This is a genomic window from Phyllobacterium bourgognense (genome assembly GCF_003337575.1).
Classification (GTDB): domain Bacteria; phylum Pseudomonadota; class Alphaproteobacteria; order Rhizobiales; family Rhizobiaceae; genus Phyllobacterium; species Phyllobacterium bourgognense.
Window position 1 is genome coordinate 1 of sequence record NZ_QPJM01000021.1, and the last position, 15,660, is coordinate 15,660.

Annotated in this window: 11 protein-coding genes and 2 pseudogenes; 6 read left to right on the top strand and 7 right to left on the bottom strand. The window is 58.5% G+C overall.

Annotation, left to right across the window (positions count from 1 at the left end):
* Positions 1–452: 452 nt before the first annotated feature.
* Together C7476_RS23905 and C7476_RS23910 are read right to left on the bottom strand one after the other, a co-directional pair.
* The gene (locus tag C7476_RS23905) at positions 453–845 is read right to left on the bottom strand and encodes a RidA family protein (RefSeq protein ID WP_114432418.1); all 393 of its coding nucleotides are present in this window, start codon (positions 843–845) and stop codon (positions 453–455) included.
* Positions 846–1,129: 284 nt separating this feature from the next.
* On the bottom strand, positions 1,130–1,765 hold the full coding sequence (locus C7476_RS23910; protein WP_342633359.1) for a L,D-transpeptidase: 636 nt from the start codon (positions 1,763–1,765) through the stop codon (positions 1,130–1,132).
* A 144-nt stretch (positions 1,766–1,909) separates the two neighbouring features.
* Between C7476_RS23910 and C7476_RS23915 the strand changes: the two genes are divergently transcribed.
* The 3 genes and pseudogenes from C7476_RS23915 to C7476_RS23925 all read left to right on the top strand — a co-directional run bounded on the left by C7476_RS23915 (position 1,910) and on the right by C7476_RS23925 (position 4,342).
* A complete protein-coding gene (locus tag C7476_RS23915; protein ID WP_114432422.1) occupies positions 1,910–2,812 on the top strand; it encodes a LysR family transcriptional regulator in 903 nt (300 codons plus the stop codon).
* A 286-nt stretch (positions 2,813–3,098) separates the two neighbouring features.
* Positions 3,099–3,482, top strand: a complete 384-nt coding sequence (locus C7476_RS23920) for a nuclear transport factor 2 family protein (RefSeq protein WP_114432424.1) — start codon at positions 3,099–3,101, stop codon at positions 3,480–3,482.
* 241 nt (positions 3,483–3,723) lie between these two features.
* Positions 3,724–4,342: pseudogene (locus tag C7476_RS23925) on the top strand (tyrosine-type recombinase/integrase).
* Between the two features lie 221 nt (positions 4,343–4,563).
* On the opposite strand, the pseudogene C7476_RS23930 reads toward C7476_RS23925, so the two are convergent.
* Positions 4,564–5,150, bottom strand: a pseudogene (locus C7476_RS23930) (GNAT family N-acetyltransferase).
* Between the two features lie 367 nt (positions 5,151–5,517).
* Between C7476_RS23930 and C7476_RS23935 the strand changes: the two are divergent.
* The 3 genes from C7476_RS23935 (at position 5,518) to C7476_RS23945 (ending at position 12,926) form a co-directional block, all read left to right on the top strand.
* Positions 5,518–8,898 carry an adenylate/guanylate cyclase domain-containing protein gene (locus tag C7476_RS23935; RefSeq protein ID WP_181872583.1) on the top strand — a complete coding sequence of 1,127 codons (3,381 nt, stop codon included), beginning with the start codon at positions 5,518–5,520 and terminating at the stop codon, positions 8,896–8,898.
* A 22-nt stretch (positions 8,899–8,920) separates the two neighbouring features.
* On the top strand, positions 8,921–9,301 hold the full coding sequence (locus C7476_RS23940; RefSeq protein WP_114432429.1) for a YybH family protein: 381 nt from the start codon (positions 8,921–8,923) through the stop codon (positions 9,299–9,301).
* A gap of 292 nt (positions 9,302–9,593) precedes the next feature.
* A complete protein-coding gene (locus C7476_RS23945) occupies positions 9,594–12,926 on the top strand; it encodes an AAA family ATPase (RefSeq protein WP_245426529.1) in 3,333 nt (1,110 codons plus the stop codon).
* A gap of 304 nt (positions 12,927–13,230) precedes the next feature.
* On the opposite strand, the gene C7476_RS28350 is transcribed toward C7476_RS23945, so the two are convergent.
* The 4 genes from C7476_RS28350 to C7476_RS23965 all read right to left on the bottom strand — a co-directional run bounded on the left by C7476_RS28350 (position 13,231) and on the right by C7476_RS23965 (position 15,588).
* Positions 13,231–13,398: a hypothetical protein gene (locus C7476_RS28350; RefSeq protein ID WP_181872584.1), complete on the bottom strand. Its 168-nt coding sequence runs from the start codon at positions 13,396–13,398 to the stop codon at positions 13,231–13,233.
* Between the two features lie 165 nt (positions 13,399–13,563).
* On the bottom strand, positions 13,564–14,055 hold the full coding sequence (locus tag C7476_RS23955) for a BA14K family protein (protein WP_114432511.1): 492 nt from the start codon (positions 14,053–14,055) through the stop codon (positions 13,564–13,566).
* Between the two features lie 580 nt (positions 14,056–14,635).
* A complete protein-coding gene (locus C7476_RS23960) occupies positions 14,636–15,238 on the bottom strand; it encodes a general stress protein (RefSeq protein ID WP_114432434.1) in 603 nt (200 codons plus the stop codon).
* A gap of 29 nt (positions 15,239–15,267) precedes the next feature.
* Complete coding sequence (locus C7476_RS23965; protein ID WP_114432436.1) at positions 15,268–15,588, bottom strand: PepSY domain-containing protein; 321 nt, start codon at positions 15,586–15,588, stop codon at positions 15,268–15,270.
* Positions 15,589–15,660: the final 72 nt, after the last annotated feature.

Consider the following 15,660-nt stretch of genomic DNA (forward strand, 5'->3'; position numbering starts at 1 on the left):
CCTTTCACACTTCGGCAGTTGATGACATCGAAGCGATTTGCTCCCAACTTTAGCAGAAATGCGATCAGAGACACCGACCGATTGCCATGCTGCCGGACCGTAAAGCGCCCTCATGTTAGCCATTCCTGAAACCACGCCGATTGCCAAAAGGGGACATCGCCATTGCAGAGGAAGCGGCAGCATGATTCAAATGAGAACAGCTCTCGCGCAGATTTCGCGAAGAAAGCCTACCCCGGGGCGGCCGCACAGTGACGTACGCACCCTGGGCCAGAATTGCGATAATGATCTGAAATGACTCAGCCGGACATTTGATCACACGCTTGCATGAAGGATCCGAATGCAGCATGCGCCGACTGCGCCGCTGGCCTCGCCGGAAATCCTTTCGAGCAGAAATTGCGTGCGCAAGCTACGAAAGGCATCGGCCGACTGTTTCAAACTCTAACCTGATGACATCAGCCGGGAATACGGGCGATCACCTTGATCTCGAAGTCGAACCCCGCGAGCCAGTTGACGCCGATCGCGGTCCAGTTCGGATAAGGCGCTGCCGGGAAGACTTCGCTTTTTACGGCCATGATCGTTCCGAACTGATTTTCGGGATCGGTATGAAAAGTCGTCACGTCGACGATGTCGTCAAGACCGCATCCACCTGATTGCAGGGTCGCCTCGAGATTAGCGAATGCCAGACGGACCTGAGCCTCGAAGTCCGGCTCGGGCGAGCCGTCGCTGCGACTGCCGACCTGACCGGACACGAACAGGAGATTATCTGATCTGATCGCAGCGGAATAGGTCTGTGAGGTGTAGAGGTCATGCCGACCGGCGGGGAAAACGGCGTCACGCTGGGCCATATGGAATTCTCCTCTGTTGCGGGTTGCTGGAAAGGGTGCCGACGAATCTGTCCGTCGCGTAGTCTTTTTGGTGCGGTGCACTATCCCGCCTCTCGCTTGAAGAAGTAATGCAGCACCAAGTGCGCCGGAGAGACAACCGCGACGAGCTCCCATCCTTCAGCGCCCAGCTTCCCAAGGTCGCCGGAATCCAAGGTTCTCTCGATCACTAGATATTCCCATTGCATCGTTCATTCTCCAATTGATCCTGAGCATATCCTTGGCAGCGGCGAGTACGATGAGCGGGTTCAACTGGTCGCAACGGCCATTGTCGGCAAGACCACCGCTTTCGTACCGACGGGAACTCGGTTGTAGAGGTCCATGATGTCCTGATTCAGGAGCCGGATGCAGCCGGATGACACTTTGGTTCCGATGGTCCACGGCTCGATCGTGCCGTGAAGGCGGTAATAGGTGTCCCGGTTTTCTCGGTAGAGATAGAGCGCACGTGGTCCGAGAGGGTTTCCCGCACCGCCGGGAAGGCCCTCCTTCAGCGGTCCATAGCGATCCGGGTCGCGGGCGATCATGTCAGGCGTGGGTCGCCAACCTGGCCATTCGGCCTTGCGTGCGATTGTAGCTTCGCCCTGGAAGTTGAAGGCCTCAATCTTGCCGACGCCAACGCCGTACCGCATCGCCTTGCCGTTCTCCAGGACAAGGTAGCAAAACCTTTCGTTCGGATCGACGACGATCGTGCCGGGCTTTTCGTTCGTCTGGTAGGCGACTTGTTGCCGGTAGAAGCGTGGATTCACTTTCTTCAGGTCGATAGCGGGAACTGGGAAGGGCTCAGTGTCGATGGCCGCATACATCGTCAGATAGTACGGATCGTCGGCAGGTGACTTCGGGGCCATTGCCAGAGGCTGTTGCGTCGCGCATCCTCCCAGTACCATTGGCAATCCAACAACAAACGAACGCCTGCTTATCGACATTTTCACATCAGTCCCGCGATATCTAAATATGGGAGGCATAAAGCCCGTGGCGCGGGCCGCGTCTATCCGTTATGGTGTGATGAATGCTATAACCAGAGGATATAAATGGACGTCAATCTCGCCCTCCGAGCCTTTGTCAGGACCGTTGAAAAGGGGTCGGTGACAGGTGCGGCACGCGATCTCGGTATTTCGCAGCCGGCGGTGACCAAGCATCTCCGCAACCTCGAACGCCATGTCAACGCGCGGTTGCTGGAGCGCACGACGCGCGCGGTCCGGCCGACCGCGCATGGGTTGAGACTTTATGAGGTGAGCCGTAATGCGCTTGCGTCGATTGAGGCCGCGATGGAGGGAGTTCGCCACGACATGGGCGAGATCGAAGGTGCCCTTCGCATCCACGCCCCGTCCTGCATTGGCGCGCAGCATCTTCATGGCATGGTAATGGAGTTCCAGAACAAGCATCCGGCAGTCGCGGTCGATCTCGTACTCGACAACCGCCAGGTCGATTTAATCTATGAGAATTTCGATCTCGCCGTTCAATATGGCAAGCAGGAACAACAGGAGTTGATCGTCCGCAGGTTCGGTTCGATCCGGCGCATTCTCGTCGCATCGCCGGAATATCTGAAACGTGTCGGGCCTATCGACAGTTTAAATGGCCTTTCAAAGGTGGGTATGATCACCACAACGACCATTCTGTCGCCGCGAGATACCCTCACACTATACAGAGAGGGCGAAATGACCGAGGTTTCCGTTCGCCCACTACTCAGAACCAACAACGCACAGGTGATGATAAACAGCCTGAAGTCTGGGCACGGTGCAGGTCCTGTCCAGGTAATCCTCGTATCGGAAGAGCTCGCCGACGGACGCCTGCTGCGCATATTGCCAGAATACGAGGTCAAGCCGACGGACGCATATTTGATCTATCCATCCACCAGATTCATGCGCCCTGCTGTGCGAGCCTTTACCGATTTTGTGGTTCCGAAATTGCGCAATGTCGAAGGCATCGACTGACTTTTTGACATAACTTGATTGTGCTATCGGCGCTGGCGCAGAAAATTCTGCGCCGAATGCGCTCCTTGGACGTGGTTCGTCATTACCCTGTCTGTTGAAGCTTCCTTGCGCAACGGCCCGGCATCCATCGAATACCGAACCCAGGAGGGGCAAGCCAGACTGCGCAATATTGGACTACAATTTGCCGGGCGCGTCGCATTGCTCGCGGGGGGAAGAACCAGATGGCAAGTTCGAGTTCCAAGTCTACGGAGGGCGCGAAAGCGCCCATTCTCACATGGAGGACGGCATGGAAACACTACAACGCAACAAGGCGAACGTGATCGCCTTCTATGTACTCATGTTCAACGACTGCAAACCGCGCGAGGCTATCGAGCGATATGCTGGTGCCGACTACATTCAGCACAACCCCCATGTGACAACAGGCAAGGACGGCTTTATCGAATATTTCGAGCGAATGGCGCGGGAGTGGCCGGGCAAGCGGGTAGAGATCAAGCGGGCCATTGCGGAGGCTGATCTGGTCGTTTTGCATTGCTTCCAGCACTGGCCGAACAACCACGACTATGCCGGGATCGACATTTTCCGGCTCGATGAAAACGGTAGGATTATTGAACACTGGGACGTGCTCCAGGTCATGCCCGAGAATTCAGCCAACTCAAACGGAATGTTCTGAGCATCCCATCTGGAGATGGCTGTTTGAGCGAGCACAAGGCCAGTTGACCTATATCGTTGAGGTCGAGTTGCCCACCGTGCTTGCTGACGGAGTGTCAGCATTCGAGCAACGGCTGTGACCGCCGCTTACCGGCGGCTTACCCAGTGTCTCGGCCGAGAACAGGACAGTCCGCTTTCGGCCCTTCATTCCTTGGGCCCCATACGTTTTCTCTCCGGCCAATGTTGGCCGAAGGAGACCTGAAATGGGTATTGCACAATACGATCCTGCCGCACTCGGCCGTCCGGCGTGGAACGCCGGCCAAGAAGCCGCTGAAACAGCGCCAGATTTGGACGATCCGCTTCTTTCTTGATAGGGAGACACGCATGAGAGATCGTGCGTTGTTTGACCTCGCAATCGACAGCAAACTGCGGGGCTGCGATCTCGTGAAAATGAAAAACGGGTGTCTCGTGACAGGAACGCAAATTCGAACTCGAGCCATCGTCGTCCAGCAAAAGACCGGCCGTCCGGTTCAGTTCGAAATCACGGCGGAGGTGAGGGCAAGTTTGCTTGCATGGCTTGAACGGCGAGGTGGAACAATCGACGACTACGCTTTTCCCAGTCGAGTCGACCACACCGATCATCTGAGTACTCGCCAGTATGCCCGATTGGTCGATGAATGGGTGACCGCAATTGGGCTGCGGCGCGAAGACTACGGCACGCACTCGCTTCGGCGCACGAAGGCCGCGATGATTTACAAGGCGACAGGCAATCTTCGCGCGATCCAAATCCTGTTGGGGCACACCAAGATCGAAAATACGGTCAAGTACCTTGGCGTGGACATTGAGGATGCGCTGGAACTAGCCGAGCACACTGAAATCTGAGCGCGTGCAGCCCCGCACAGTGGGGCTGCACGTGTTAACGAAACTTTCTCAATTCCAAAGATTGCGGTCAGGCGGCTATGCGCGCCCACATCTCGCTCCTCAAAGCTACGTCGTCCGACTTCTAAAAGCGAACATCGCCTATACCCGACTAGGCGCCCCGCCGGCCGTCTTCGCCGCGCGCTCGGCGCCAGTATTCCACAAAAATCTCATCGAACTGAGGCTCAACGCGGCCGCCGCAGCATTGGGACGAGAGTCGGCGACGAACCGACCTGGATCGCGCCGAGCGGTTCGAAGCCGTAGCGTCGGTAGAACGGAATGTTGCGCGGGTTCGAGGATTCCAAATAGGCTGGCGCGTGATCGCGATCGCACCGTGCGAGTGCGTACGCCATCAAGGCGTCGCCGTGACCTTCGCCTTGATGCGCCGGGTCGACGCCGATCAGCGGCAGGTACCAATGTGGTTCGGTCGGGTGATATGCGGCCATCTCCTCGAATATGGCCGTGGTTTCGGGGGCAATAGAGCGCGCAACCGTGCTCTCGATCACCGCACCAAGCTCTTCCTCGTCGGAATGTACTCCGGGCGATAGCCACAGCGCCGTCCCAGCGTAGCCGTCGGTGCAAAAGGCGCTTCCGTTAGAGAATGCGCTGCTCCCGAAGGCCCGGATCATTCGCGGCATGGCCGCAAGGTACTGGTGTGTCCATGCGGCCAGGTCCATCGCGCCATCGGATCCGCTGCAAACGCCAGCATGACCGTTTCGACCGCCACATCTTCCTCGGCCGCGGCCATAACTCTCACTGTTGGTGATTTCACACTGCCCTCCTGTCGTAGGTGGTCCGACGAGGCGCCCGCGCCCGTTTTCAGCTACGCATCGTAACTCGGATGGCGTGGGAGCGATACCGCGTGCTGCTGGCTCAGCGGTACTGGATCGGTCGCCGAAGGGCGGTTATCCGATAATTCGCCCTAGAGCAGACACTCCGCTACCGGCCCCAAGTCGGAATAATCCGCTTGGCGCCATTAGCGGACATTGTCCGCCTGGCAGCGCCTGAGGCCTCCACTACGAATATTTGATCGTCGAGTTCGGGTCGAAGCCAGCCACGCTATTCAGTGATTGTTATGAATGCATGAAGTCATGATGTATAGTGGTGGGTTAGGTGGTCGTTCTGAGAGGGGACCCCTGATGAACATTGCGGCTTGGCTAGAGAGTCTAGGGCTTGGACAGTATGCCCAAGCCTTTGAGAGTAATGCGATTGATGCTGAGACACTGCCCAAGCTGACCCCCGAAGATCTAAAGGAGGTCGGTGTCGCTGCTCTCGCGCACAGAAAGAAAATACTCGAAGCAATCGCTGGACTCGAGGGCGACCAGCATGCGTCGCCTTTGCGATCTTCAACCCGTATGAAAGCAGTCAATTCTCGAGACCAATCGTTTCCGGTTCGGCCACGTGAAGCCGAGAGACGCCAGCTCACAGTGATGTTCGTCGATCTTGTGGGTTCAACAGGTCTATCTACCCGTCTTGATCCTGAAGAGATGGGCACGGTCTTGCGGCAATTCCAGAATGCAGTTGCCGGCGACGTCGTCCGCTTCGACGGCTATGTCGCGAAACTTATGGGCGATGGTGTCCTTGCATATTTCGGTTGGCCGCAGACACATGAGGATGAAGCGGAACGTGCCGTCCGCGCGGGACTTGCCGTTGTTGAAACCGTCAAAACCCTTTCCACGAATGATCGCCAGCAACTTTCCTGCCGTATCGGCATCGCGACCGGCCTGGTTGTCGTCGGCGAACTGATAGGCACCGGGGCCGCACAGGAAAACGCCGTCGTCGGCGAGACACCCAACCTCGCCGCCCGCTTGCAAACGCTCGCCGAACCAGACACGGTGCTTATTTCCGAACTCACTTTTCGACTAATGGGAAAGCTTTTCGAGGTGAAGCGAATCCGCCCCCAGAAGCTGCACGGCTTCGACACGCCTACCAATTCGTACCAGGTAATTGCAGAGGGCAGAGCGGAAGGCCGATTCGACGCTCTTCATGTTGGAAGCACAGCGCCGCTGGCGGGCCGCGATCCGGAAGTAGCCCTCCTCGTTGAGCGATGGAACCTTGCGGCGTCGGGAGAAGGACAAGTCGTGGAGCTGTTTGGAGAGGCCGGGATTGGCAAGTCACGTATTCTCCAGGAACTTCGCGAGCGCCTAAAAGAGGAACCTATCACGTATCTGCGCTACTTCTGCTCGCCATACCATACAGAGAGCGCACTGTATCCTGTCACAGACCAGTTGCTGCGGGCCGCAGACATCAACAGAGCGGACCCGGCAGAAAAGCAGTTGATGTTCCTGGAGCAGGCGCTTTCAACGGCGCAGAATCCGCAAGAGGCGATCCCCCTAATTGCCGCCCTGCTGTCAATTCCCACAGACAGCCATTATCCGAAGCTCGACCTGATGCCCCAAAAGCAAAAGGCACGGACTTTCGAAGTTTTGATCGAACAGCTTGAGGCGCTCGCAAGCAACAATCCTGTCCTCATGCTGCTTGAAGACGCTCACTATCTTGACCACGTCTCCGCGGAACTCTTCGACGTGATCGTTGACCGAATGCAGCGACTCCCGATCATGCTGGTTGCCACCTATCGTCCGGAAGGAATTGTACGTTGGAACGGATTTCCCCATGCGACCGTTCTGACGCTGAATAGGTTGAGCCGAGCGCAAGCGGCTTCCATCATCACGACTATGACGGGAGGAAAACAACTCCCCGCACCAGTTCTCGATCAGATACTTTCCAAGACCGAAGGCGTGCCCCTGTTCATCGAAGAATTGACCAAGGTCATCCTGGAATCTGGCCTGCTCAACGAGAACGGCCAACAATACAAACTGTCCGGTCCGCTACCCCCATTAGCAGTTCCTGCGACCCTGCATGACTCTTTGATGGCCCGTCTTGATCGGCTCGCCTCAGTCCGGGAGGTTGCCCAGATCGGTGCAGTCATCGGGCGGGAGTTTAGCCACGAACTACTCCTCGCGGCCGCTGGTTTGCCGGAAGTTGAACTTGAGCGAGCGACAGACCAGCTCGTGACAGCCGGCTTGGTGTTCCGTCGAGGGGGCGGGAGCCAGGTCAGCTACGCCTTCAAACATGCCCTGGTACAGGATGCTGCGTACGGAAGCCTTCTTCTGAGTCGTCGGCAGCAATTGCACGCACGCATCGCGCACGTCCTGGAGGAACGCTTTCCGGAGATGGCGGCGACCGAACCTGAATTGCTCGCTCATCATTTCGGCCAGGCTTCGCTTATCGAAAAGGCGGTCGAGTACCACGAGTTAGCCGGAAGGCGTGCATTATCACGTTCATCGCCTTCGGAAGCTCTCATTCGGTTCGGAAACGCGTTGGGCGGATTGACCAGCCTTCCGGCCTCAAGGGAGCGTACGAGGCGTGAGCTTTCGATTCAAGTGGCGTTAGGCAGTACGCTCGTCGCAGTTCACGGATTTGCCGCACAAGAAACCGGGGCGGCATACCTGCGGGCGCAGGAATTGTGTGAAGAACTGGGCGAGATACAAGAGCTGTTTCCGGTGCTTTACGGCCTTTGCCTTTATCATCTCTATGCCGCCGAACTGGCGGAAGCACGCCGCGACGCGGACAGGCTATTGGAATTGGCCAACAGGAACAATGAGCGCCGCCTTTTATTCTTCGCCCACCGCGCAGCAGGCGTCAGCGCATTACCTGCGGGTGAATTTTCGCGCTCACGCGCACATTTGACGGAAGCTTTGGCGCTCTATGATCCACAAGAGCATCGATCTCCGGCATTCGTTTACGCCTTTGACCCCCGAGTCGTATGCCTCGACTATTTGGCGCGGGCCCAGTTGGTTCTCGGCCTGCCCGACCAAGCTCTTGCGACAAATGAGGAAGCGGTGGAAGAAGCGAGGAGGATCGGACACCGCAACAGCCTCGCTCTACCGCTGTTCTTTGGGGGGGTGATGCGCCAAATTCTCGGCGACGGTAGAGGGGTGAAGCTCCGTACCGCAGAACTTGCGAAAATATCGGGAGAGGCCGGATTTCGGTTCTGGCAAGCGGGAGCTACGATCCTGCAGGCGTGGGTCTTAGCAGACGAAGGCGAAATAGACCGCGGCCGGACCGATCTGCAGAGGGGCGTCTCCGAGTGGAGGAGCACAGGGGCACGGTACATGTCGCCCTACTTCGCCGCCCTGTTGGCACAAATCGAGCTGAAAGCTGGCAATCCTGCGGCGGCACTCCAACTGCTCGAAGACGCGCAAGTGATCATCGAACGGACTAACGAGCGTTGGTTCGCAGCCGAGGTGTTCCGCCTCCAGGGAGAGGCCCTGCTCCAGCTTGGGTCCGAAGGGGCTATAACGGCCGCGGATCGGTTCGGTGACGCTCTGACCACAGCACGTTCACAGGATGCGCGTTTTTGGGAGCTTCGCGCGGCAATGGGACTTGTCCGCATTGGCAATGGCGAAATCAATGCACGCGAGCGACTTGCCGAAATTTGCTCGAGTTTCACCGAAGGAGCAGCGTTGCCGGATCTGAAAGCCGCACAAATGCTTGCAGCGACAGTGGGATCAGCATAACCAACAAGAGTGGGAGGAAATCATGCCGGAATCCGACATCAATACAGTCGTGAAAGAAGCACAGCATCGCTGGAACACAGCGTTCAACGGCGGAGATGCAGCAGCAGTTGCGGCGCTTTACACCTTGGACGGCATAGTACTGCCGCCCACGCATGCTGCCGTGAAGGGAATAGCCGCAATTACCGAATTCTGGGCGGGTTTGATATCGGCAGGGTTCAGGGATCATGGCATCGAACTGCACGATGCACAGAGTGTCGGGGACCTCGCCTATTCCAACGGCAAGTGGTGGGCGACCGGTTCGGGGGACGACGGAAAGGAAGTACGCTTTGAGGGGACCCTCGTCACAGTATTGCGAAGGGAACGCGATGGTTCTTGGAAAACTTGCCTGCATATATGGAACTGACGCATGCTGGACACGACTAGCTGTGTTTCAGTCGTTCAAGTTGAGCTATAATTTGGGCCACTGGGCACAATGAACAGGTCTTGGCGCTCGATGGTAACGTCGAAAGAGCGAAGTCGCGGGCGGACGTAATGAAACTGACGGGCGGCGCAACGTCCCCTTTGCGCCATTTGCGGACATTGGCCCCTCGGTCTGCTCCTTTCCCAGCTGGCATCGCCTCGATTAGCGACTCGGAGGGGGTTCCTCAATGCGCTCGCACGATGTTAGACTGCCTCGGAACTACCCGGAGGATGTCATGGACATTGCCGCGTGGCTCGCGGGCCTTGGGCTCGCCAAATATGCCACGACCTTCGCCAAAAACGAGATCACTCCCGAAGTGCTCCCGCATCTATTGGATGCCGACCTTGAAGCGCTGGGCCTCCCGATGGGCCCGAGGAAGCTCGTGTTGGCCGCGATTGCGGAGCTTGGCAAGTCCGACATGTCAGCGGCCGGTTCAACGCCCCACCCGGAGCCAGAACGTCGCCAACTGACGGTGATGTTTGTTGATCTCGTCGGATCCACCGCATTGTCAGGTCGATTGGACCCGGAAGAAATGGCGGAGGTGATCCGGAGGTACCAACACGCGGTGGCCGCGGAGATCGCGCGCATGGATGGCCACGTCGCGAAGTTCATGGGAGACGGAGTGCTGGCCTATTTCGGCTGGCCGCGGGCGCACGAGGACGAGGCCGAGCGGGCGGTGCGGGCGGGGCTTGCCATTGCCGCAGCGGTCGCCAGGCTGGTGACGCCAGCGAGGGAGCCGCTTGGCGCGCGGGTGGGCATCTCAACGGGTCTGGTGGTGGTGGGCGATCTCGTCGGCGAGGGCGCGGCGCAGGAGGCGGCGGTGGTCGGCGAGACGCCAAACCTGGCGGCACGACTGCAATCACTGGCCGAGGTCGGCTGTGTGGTCATCGCCGCCTCGACGCGGCGGCTGCTTGGCGAACTCTTCGAGCTGATTGATCTCGGCACCCACGATCTCAAGGGTTTCGCCACTCCGGTGCAAGCGTGGCTGGTCGCTGGCGAGAGCCAAGCCGAGGGCCGCTTCGAGGCTCTGCACGGTATGCGGCTCGCGTCGCTTGTCGGCCGCGATCAGGAACTGGCCTTGCTCCTCAAATGCTGGCGGCGGGCCAAGGATGGCAGAGGTCAGGTAGCTCTGCTGTCGGGTGAGCCGGGCATCGGTAAGTCGCGCATCGCGATCGCCCTGCGCGAGCGGCTCCGCGGCGAGGAATGCGTGTCTCTGCGCTATCACGGCTCGTCCTATCACACGAACAGCGCGCTGTTCCCGGTGCTGGACCAGCTACGGCGGGCCGCCGGAATCGAGCACCACGATACCCCTGAGGTGAAGTTGGCCAAGCTGCAGGCGCTGCTTGTCTTGGCTGTGACTGACCCGAAATCGGCGATCCCCTTGATCGCTGAACATTTGGCGATCCCGACAGCAGGTCATTACCCAGCCCCCGAGGACGCACCGGAACAGAAAAAGGCGAAGACGTTTCAAGCGCTGCTCGCCCAGCTCGAGGGCCTCGCGGCCAAGCGGCCGGTGCTCATGACGGCCGAGGATGCTCACTGGTTCGATCCCACGAGCCTCGAGCTGTTCGATCGCGTCGTTGATCGGATCGAGCGGCTGCCGGTGTTGCTGGTTGTTACCTTCCGGCCTGAGTTTGCGCTCCGCTGGACCGGCCGACCGCATGTGACACTGCTGACGCTCAATCGTCTTGGGCGGAAGGAAAGCGCCGTGCTGATTGACCATCTCTCCGGTGGCCGGGCGCTTCCTGTCGAAGTGCAAGCGCAGATTCTCGCCAAGACCGAAGGCGTGCCGCTTTTCGTCGAGGAGCTGACAAAGGCGGTTCTCGAATCTGGATTGCTCTATGAGACTGGCGAGCGCAACGAGCTAAGCGGTTCACTGCCGCCGCTCGCCATCCCCTCGACGCTGCAGGACTCGCTCCTGGCTCGCCTCGATCGGTTGAGGCCGGTTAAGGAGATAGCGCAGATCGGCGCTGTCATAGGCCGCGAGTTCAGCTACGAGTTGCTCGCCGCGACCGCGCAAATGGACGAGCCAAAGCTCAGGGCGGCTCTGGATGAACTCGTCCGCGCCGAACTCGCGTTTTGCCGGGACACGCCCCCGGATGCAATCTACGCCTTCAAGCATGCGCTCGTGCGGGATGCCGCCTACGAGTCGCTGCTGAAGAGCCGACGCCAGCAACTCCACTGCCGGATCGCCACGGTCCTCCGCGAGCGCTTTCCCGACCGAGCGGAGGCGGAGCCGGAGGTGCTTGCCCATCATGCAACCGAGGGCGGTCTGCTCGACGATGCCGTTTCGTACTGGCATAAGGCGGGCTTGCGCGCCAATTATCGCTCGGCCAACGCAGAAGCCATCGCTCACCTCTCCAGGGGCCTGGATCTTCTGGCGACACTTCCCGAGACTCCGGCCCGCGACAACCGCGAGATCGACCTCCAGCTTGCACTTGGCATTCCACAGCTCGCCGCCAAGGGCCATAGGTCAGCCGAGGTCATGGCGGCCTATACACGCGCACACGCGCTGTGCAACAGACACGGCGGCGAGACATCCCGACTGTTCCCCGCCCTGCGTGGCCTGTGGACCGGCTATCGCGCCCGGGGACAGATGCGCACGGCGCGTGACCTCGCCGACGAGCTCGTCACGATCGCCCGGCACTCGGGGGACCAATCCCTGCTGCTGGAGGCCCATCACGCGCAATGGACGACACATTACTGCCTCGGCGAGTGGCGGTCAGTATGCGAGCACACCGCACAGGGTTTCGCTCTCTACCGACCTGAGCATTTCTCTCACACCTTCATATACAGCGGTCACGACTCTGCGGTGTGCGCCACTGCCCACGAGGGGGTAAGCCTGTGGATGCTCGGCTTTCCGGACCGGGCGCTGGCCCGCGCGGAAGAAGCCGTTACCCTGGCCCGCAAACTGGCCCACCCGCCCAGTGTCATGAATGCCCTTTCGCTTGCGTTTGTTCTTCACTGCTTCCGCAACGATGCCGCCGCGGCTAGGGAAAAGATTGAGGCGATGTCGCAGATCGCGCATGACGCGATGCCCCGCTGGATACCCGATGCCAACCTGCAAATGGCCTACATCTCGGCGCTTCAGGGCAAACAGCAAGCTCGGGCGGGCATGACCGCGATCCAGGAGGCGCTGGCAGCCGACGAAGACGTGGAAGCGAAGGGCTTTTACGTGTGCCTATTCGCCAACGTTTGCGGACTTGCCGGCGAGGCAGATGCCGGTTTGAATGCCTTGAAGCCAGCGATAGAAGATGTGGCGGCTACAGGCGTTCGCCTCTGGGAGTCGGAACTTCACCGGATCGCTGGAGATCTCGTGCTCGGCTCCGCAACACTCGACCTCGAGCCAAGCGAAGCACATTATCTCCGCGCCATCGAGGTAGCTCGGGAACAGCACGCCGCATCCCTCGATCTGCGCGCATCAACCTCGCTTGCCCGCCTGTGGGTCCACCACGGGGAGCGGCACAAAGCCTACGACCTCCTCGCCCCTGTCTATGCCTGGTTCACCGAAGGATTTGATACGCACGACCTCGTCGATGCCAAGGAATTGCTAGACCAACTTCGATAGGCGCGGGCGCAATTGTTCAAGCTGTTGCGCTGCGTGTTGCACACGAGAACAAGCATTGCACACTTCTTCAGATGGACATCGACAGTCCAAACGCAGATCGTGCAATTCCCGATTTTATAGCTGATCGCGATCTCGATCCGCAGGAATATTCCGGTTGGCACAACGACGCGCTTTACACGTTCTTTTCAACATCGCTGACAATCACCGCCCCGACCACCGTAAACTACAAGCAAGTCACCGGCAGGCTCTTCAGAGATCGACTAGTAGCTCTGCAAATGCTTAAGCCGCATGATATGGAACCGCCTCAGCCCCGATCCATTTTCTCCCGCAAGTCGGCGAGCGCATGCATTGCCGCTTCCTCGCGCGTCATGCCCTCTTTCATGTACTTGATAATCAGACGCTCCTGAAGTTCCAGCTCTTGCACAGTGTGTTCGTCCAAGGGGCTCTCCGGGGATTTGGACTTGCGCGTCATGGCCGCTCCACTTTGTTTCACCGTGAGTGTTGTCAGAAAAATGTGGCATTTTATTCATCATGCACAATGGGGAAATACGCACAGACGTTTGAGGAGAAGCCGAAGAATCCGGTAGCCTGCGCGTCCGGAAAAAAGCGCTAGGTGGCTCGGCAACGACGCCTGCAATCAATAGTAGGGTGAGACGCACGCCCGTCGCGGACCGTAGTAGGGCTGGAACGTGTTGTCGTAAGCCCTATAAGACCGGTAGCGCGCATAGCACCAGCGCGTATGTGTGTTGCCGCCATAATAGACCCGGCGGTAATTGCGTGGCGCGTAGTAGCGCGGACGGTAATAGGTCGGCCCGTAGTAGCCCTCATCGTAATAGCTGGGGCCATAATACCTCGGCTGCGCCAGCAATCCGCCGATGATTACGCCAGTCGCGAGCCCGCCCAGTGCCCAAGCCCAATCGTCGTTACCATTATAGTATCTATGCCCGCGGTAGCCTCGATAGCCGCCCCAGTATCCACGGTTGTAACCGCCGCGGTAACGCCTGTACTGGACCGGCTGCGCCTCTGCGACTTCGATCTTCGGCACGGCAAGGGTGGGAAACGCCATGGCCGGCGGGACGCTCATCAGCGCCGTCACCAGCGACAGGGCAAAGATTGCTAACCTTTTCATTGGCTTCACCATTCCTCTGCAGCGCCCCGCGTCGAATACGGCGCGCAAGGACGCTGCAGCCCTTCAAATGCGATGCGTAATTTTACCCTAAAATCGATTTTGACTCGAGAAAATTATGCATTGGTAGGAAAGCTTTCCTTCAATAATGGACCCATTCGCGGTGTCGCATCGCCCGGCGCGAAAAACGTATTTCGTTGATCGAGAACGCTCGTATTGTGGTTCTCTTTCCATCCGGTACGGTCCTTCTGCAGGTGAGGCCGCTTTGGGGCCAACACCGGACTCCGGGGAAAAGGCGCACATGCCGCGATTGTCGCAGCAATCTATCTCGCAGAATTCGACATGTGGTTCGATAACACACGTGCTGCGCGTGCACATCGCAAGATAGAAGCCGTACGTCGAAGGAATACACCGCAAAACGGCTTCCAGTCGGAAAGGACTTATTCATCACTGGAGCAGGAAATCCATTTGCGAATTTTGGTGGCAAAGTCGAACGAGTGACAACGAATGGACGACGGGTTGAAACCCTAGAATAAGGCCCACGCAGCCGACTTCTGCTGCGTCGGCCTCTATTCGATTTCGCTTAAAGCGGGCGATACATTTTGGCGCGATCACGTTCACGTACTATTTCTTCGTAGGTAAGATCAGGATTGTCCGCATCGAAGCGTTCCCAACCTTCCTCTCGATACATTGCTCGGCGTGATTCAATATCTACTGGGCGGTTTTCGTTCAGGATGGAGCGAGCGAGGTCGGCTTGGTCGTCGTCTACTCGCGCCGAAACCAGTGTACTGCCCCGGCGAACACCTTCTGCATAAACATGGGCTTCATCTTCATCCACTCCGGCACTCGTCAGCGAGCCGATAAGCCCGCCGGCAGCCCCGCCTGCCACTGCACCTGCCGCAGCCCCGGCCGCCGTCGCTGCGAGCCAACCTGCGGCAACAACCGGGCCTATACCAGGGATCGCCAGCATGCCGAGGCCAGCTAAGAGACCGCCTGTTCCACCAACAACAGCGCCGATGCCAGCGCCCGCGGCCGCTCCTTCACCGGCATTACTCTTGGTATCGACACCATCATGATCTCGGCCCACGATACTGATATCCGATGAAGACACGCCGGCGCCTTCCAGTGCGGTTACTGCTGCCCGTGCATCGGAATAGTCGTCGTAAAGTCCTGTAATCGTTTGCATAGTCAAACCTCCAATCTAATTTATTTTTCTTATTTAGCGGCTTCCGTGATGTTTCCCTGATAGTCCAACTTTACCTCAAACGACTTCCCGGACTTCATCGCTGTACCGGTCCAGATGCCGTCTTCACCCTTGGTCAGAGCTGTTACGTCGGTATATCCCTTAGCCTCTATCCGTTCCTTAGCCTGGCCCTCGGTAAAGCTATTGGCGCCTGCTACAGGAGCGGCGGGATTTTGGGTGTCAGGCGTGGCAACCGCTGGGGTTTGGGGATCGGTGGACGGCTTTGCCGCTTCTTGAGCGTTTGCCGTGGCGATCACGCTCAAGGCAGCAAAGGCTAATAGTAGACGTTGCATTTTTTTCTCCCAAAGCAGGATTTCTGTTGCTGGGAGATCAACCCATTCGGCGGTGTGAAGGTTCCGGAGCCG

What these genes read in the sequence shown, in the direction of transcription:
- C7476_RS23940 (WP_114432429.1), top strand. Translation starts at nt 8,921, where the DNA reads ATGCCGGAATCCGACATCAATACAGTCGTGAAAGAAGCACAGCATCGC.
- C7476_RS28350 (WP_181872584.1), bottom strand. Translation starts at nt 13,398, where the DNA reads ATGACGCGCAAGTCCAAATCCCCGGAGAGCCCCTTGGACGAACACACT.
- C7476_RS23915 (WP_114432422.1), top strand. Translation starts at nt 1,910, where the DNA reads ATGGACGTCAATCTCGCCCTCCGAGCCTTTGTCAGGACCGTTGAAAAG.
- C7476_RS23965 (WP_114432436.1), bottom strand. Translation starts at nt 15,588, where the DNA reads ATGCAACGTCTACTATTAGCCTTTGCTGCCTTGAGCGTGATCGCCACG.
- C7476_RS23910 (WP_342633359.1), bottom strand. Translation starts at nt 1,765, where the DNA reads ATGGTACTGGGAGGATGCGCGACGCAACAGCCTCTGGCAATGGCCCCG.
- C7476_RS23920 (WP_114432424.1), top strand. Translation starts at nt 3,099, where the DNA reads ATGGAAACACTACAACGCAACAAGGCGAACGTGATCGCCTTCTATGTA.
- C7476_RS23935 (WP_181872583.1), top strand. Translation starts at nt 5,518, where the DNA reads ATGAACATTGCGGCTTGGCTAGAGAGTCTAGGGCTTGGACAGTATGCC.
- C7476_RS23955 (WP_114432511.1), bottom strand. Translation starts at nt 14,055, where the DNA reads ATGAAAAGGTTAGCAATCTTTGCCCTGTCGCTGGTGACGGCGCTGATG.
- C7476_RS23905 (WP_114432418.1), bottom strand. Translation starts at nt 845, where the DNA reads ATGGCCCAGCGTGACGCCGTTTTCCCCGCCGGTCGGCATGACCTCTAC.
- C7476_RS23960 (WP_114432434.1), bottom strand. Translation starts at nt 15,238, where the DNA reads ATGCAAACGATTACAGGACTTTACGACGACTATTCCGATGCACGGGCA.
- C7476_RS23945 (WP_245426529.1), top strand. Translation starts at nt 9,594, where the DNA reads ATGGACATTGCCGCGTGGCTCGCGGGCCTTGGGCTCGCCAAATATGCC.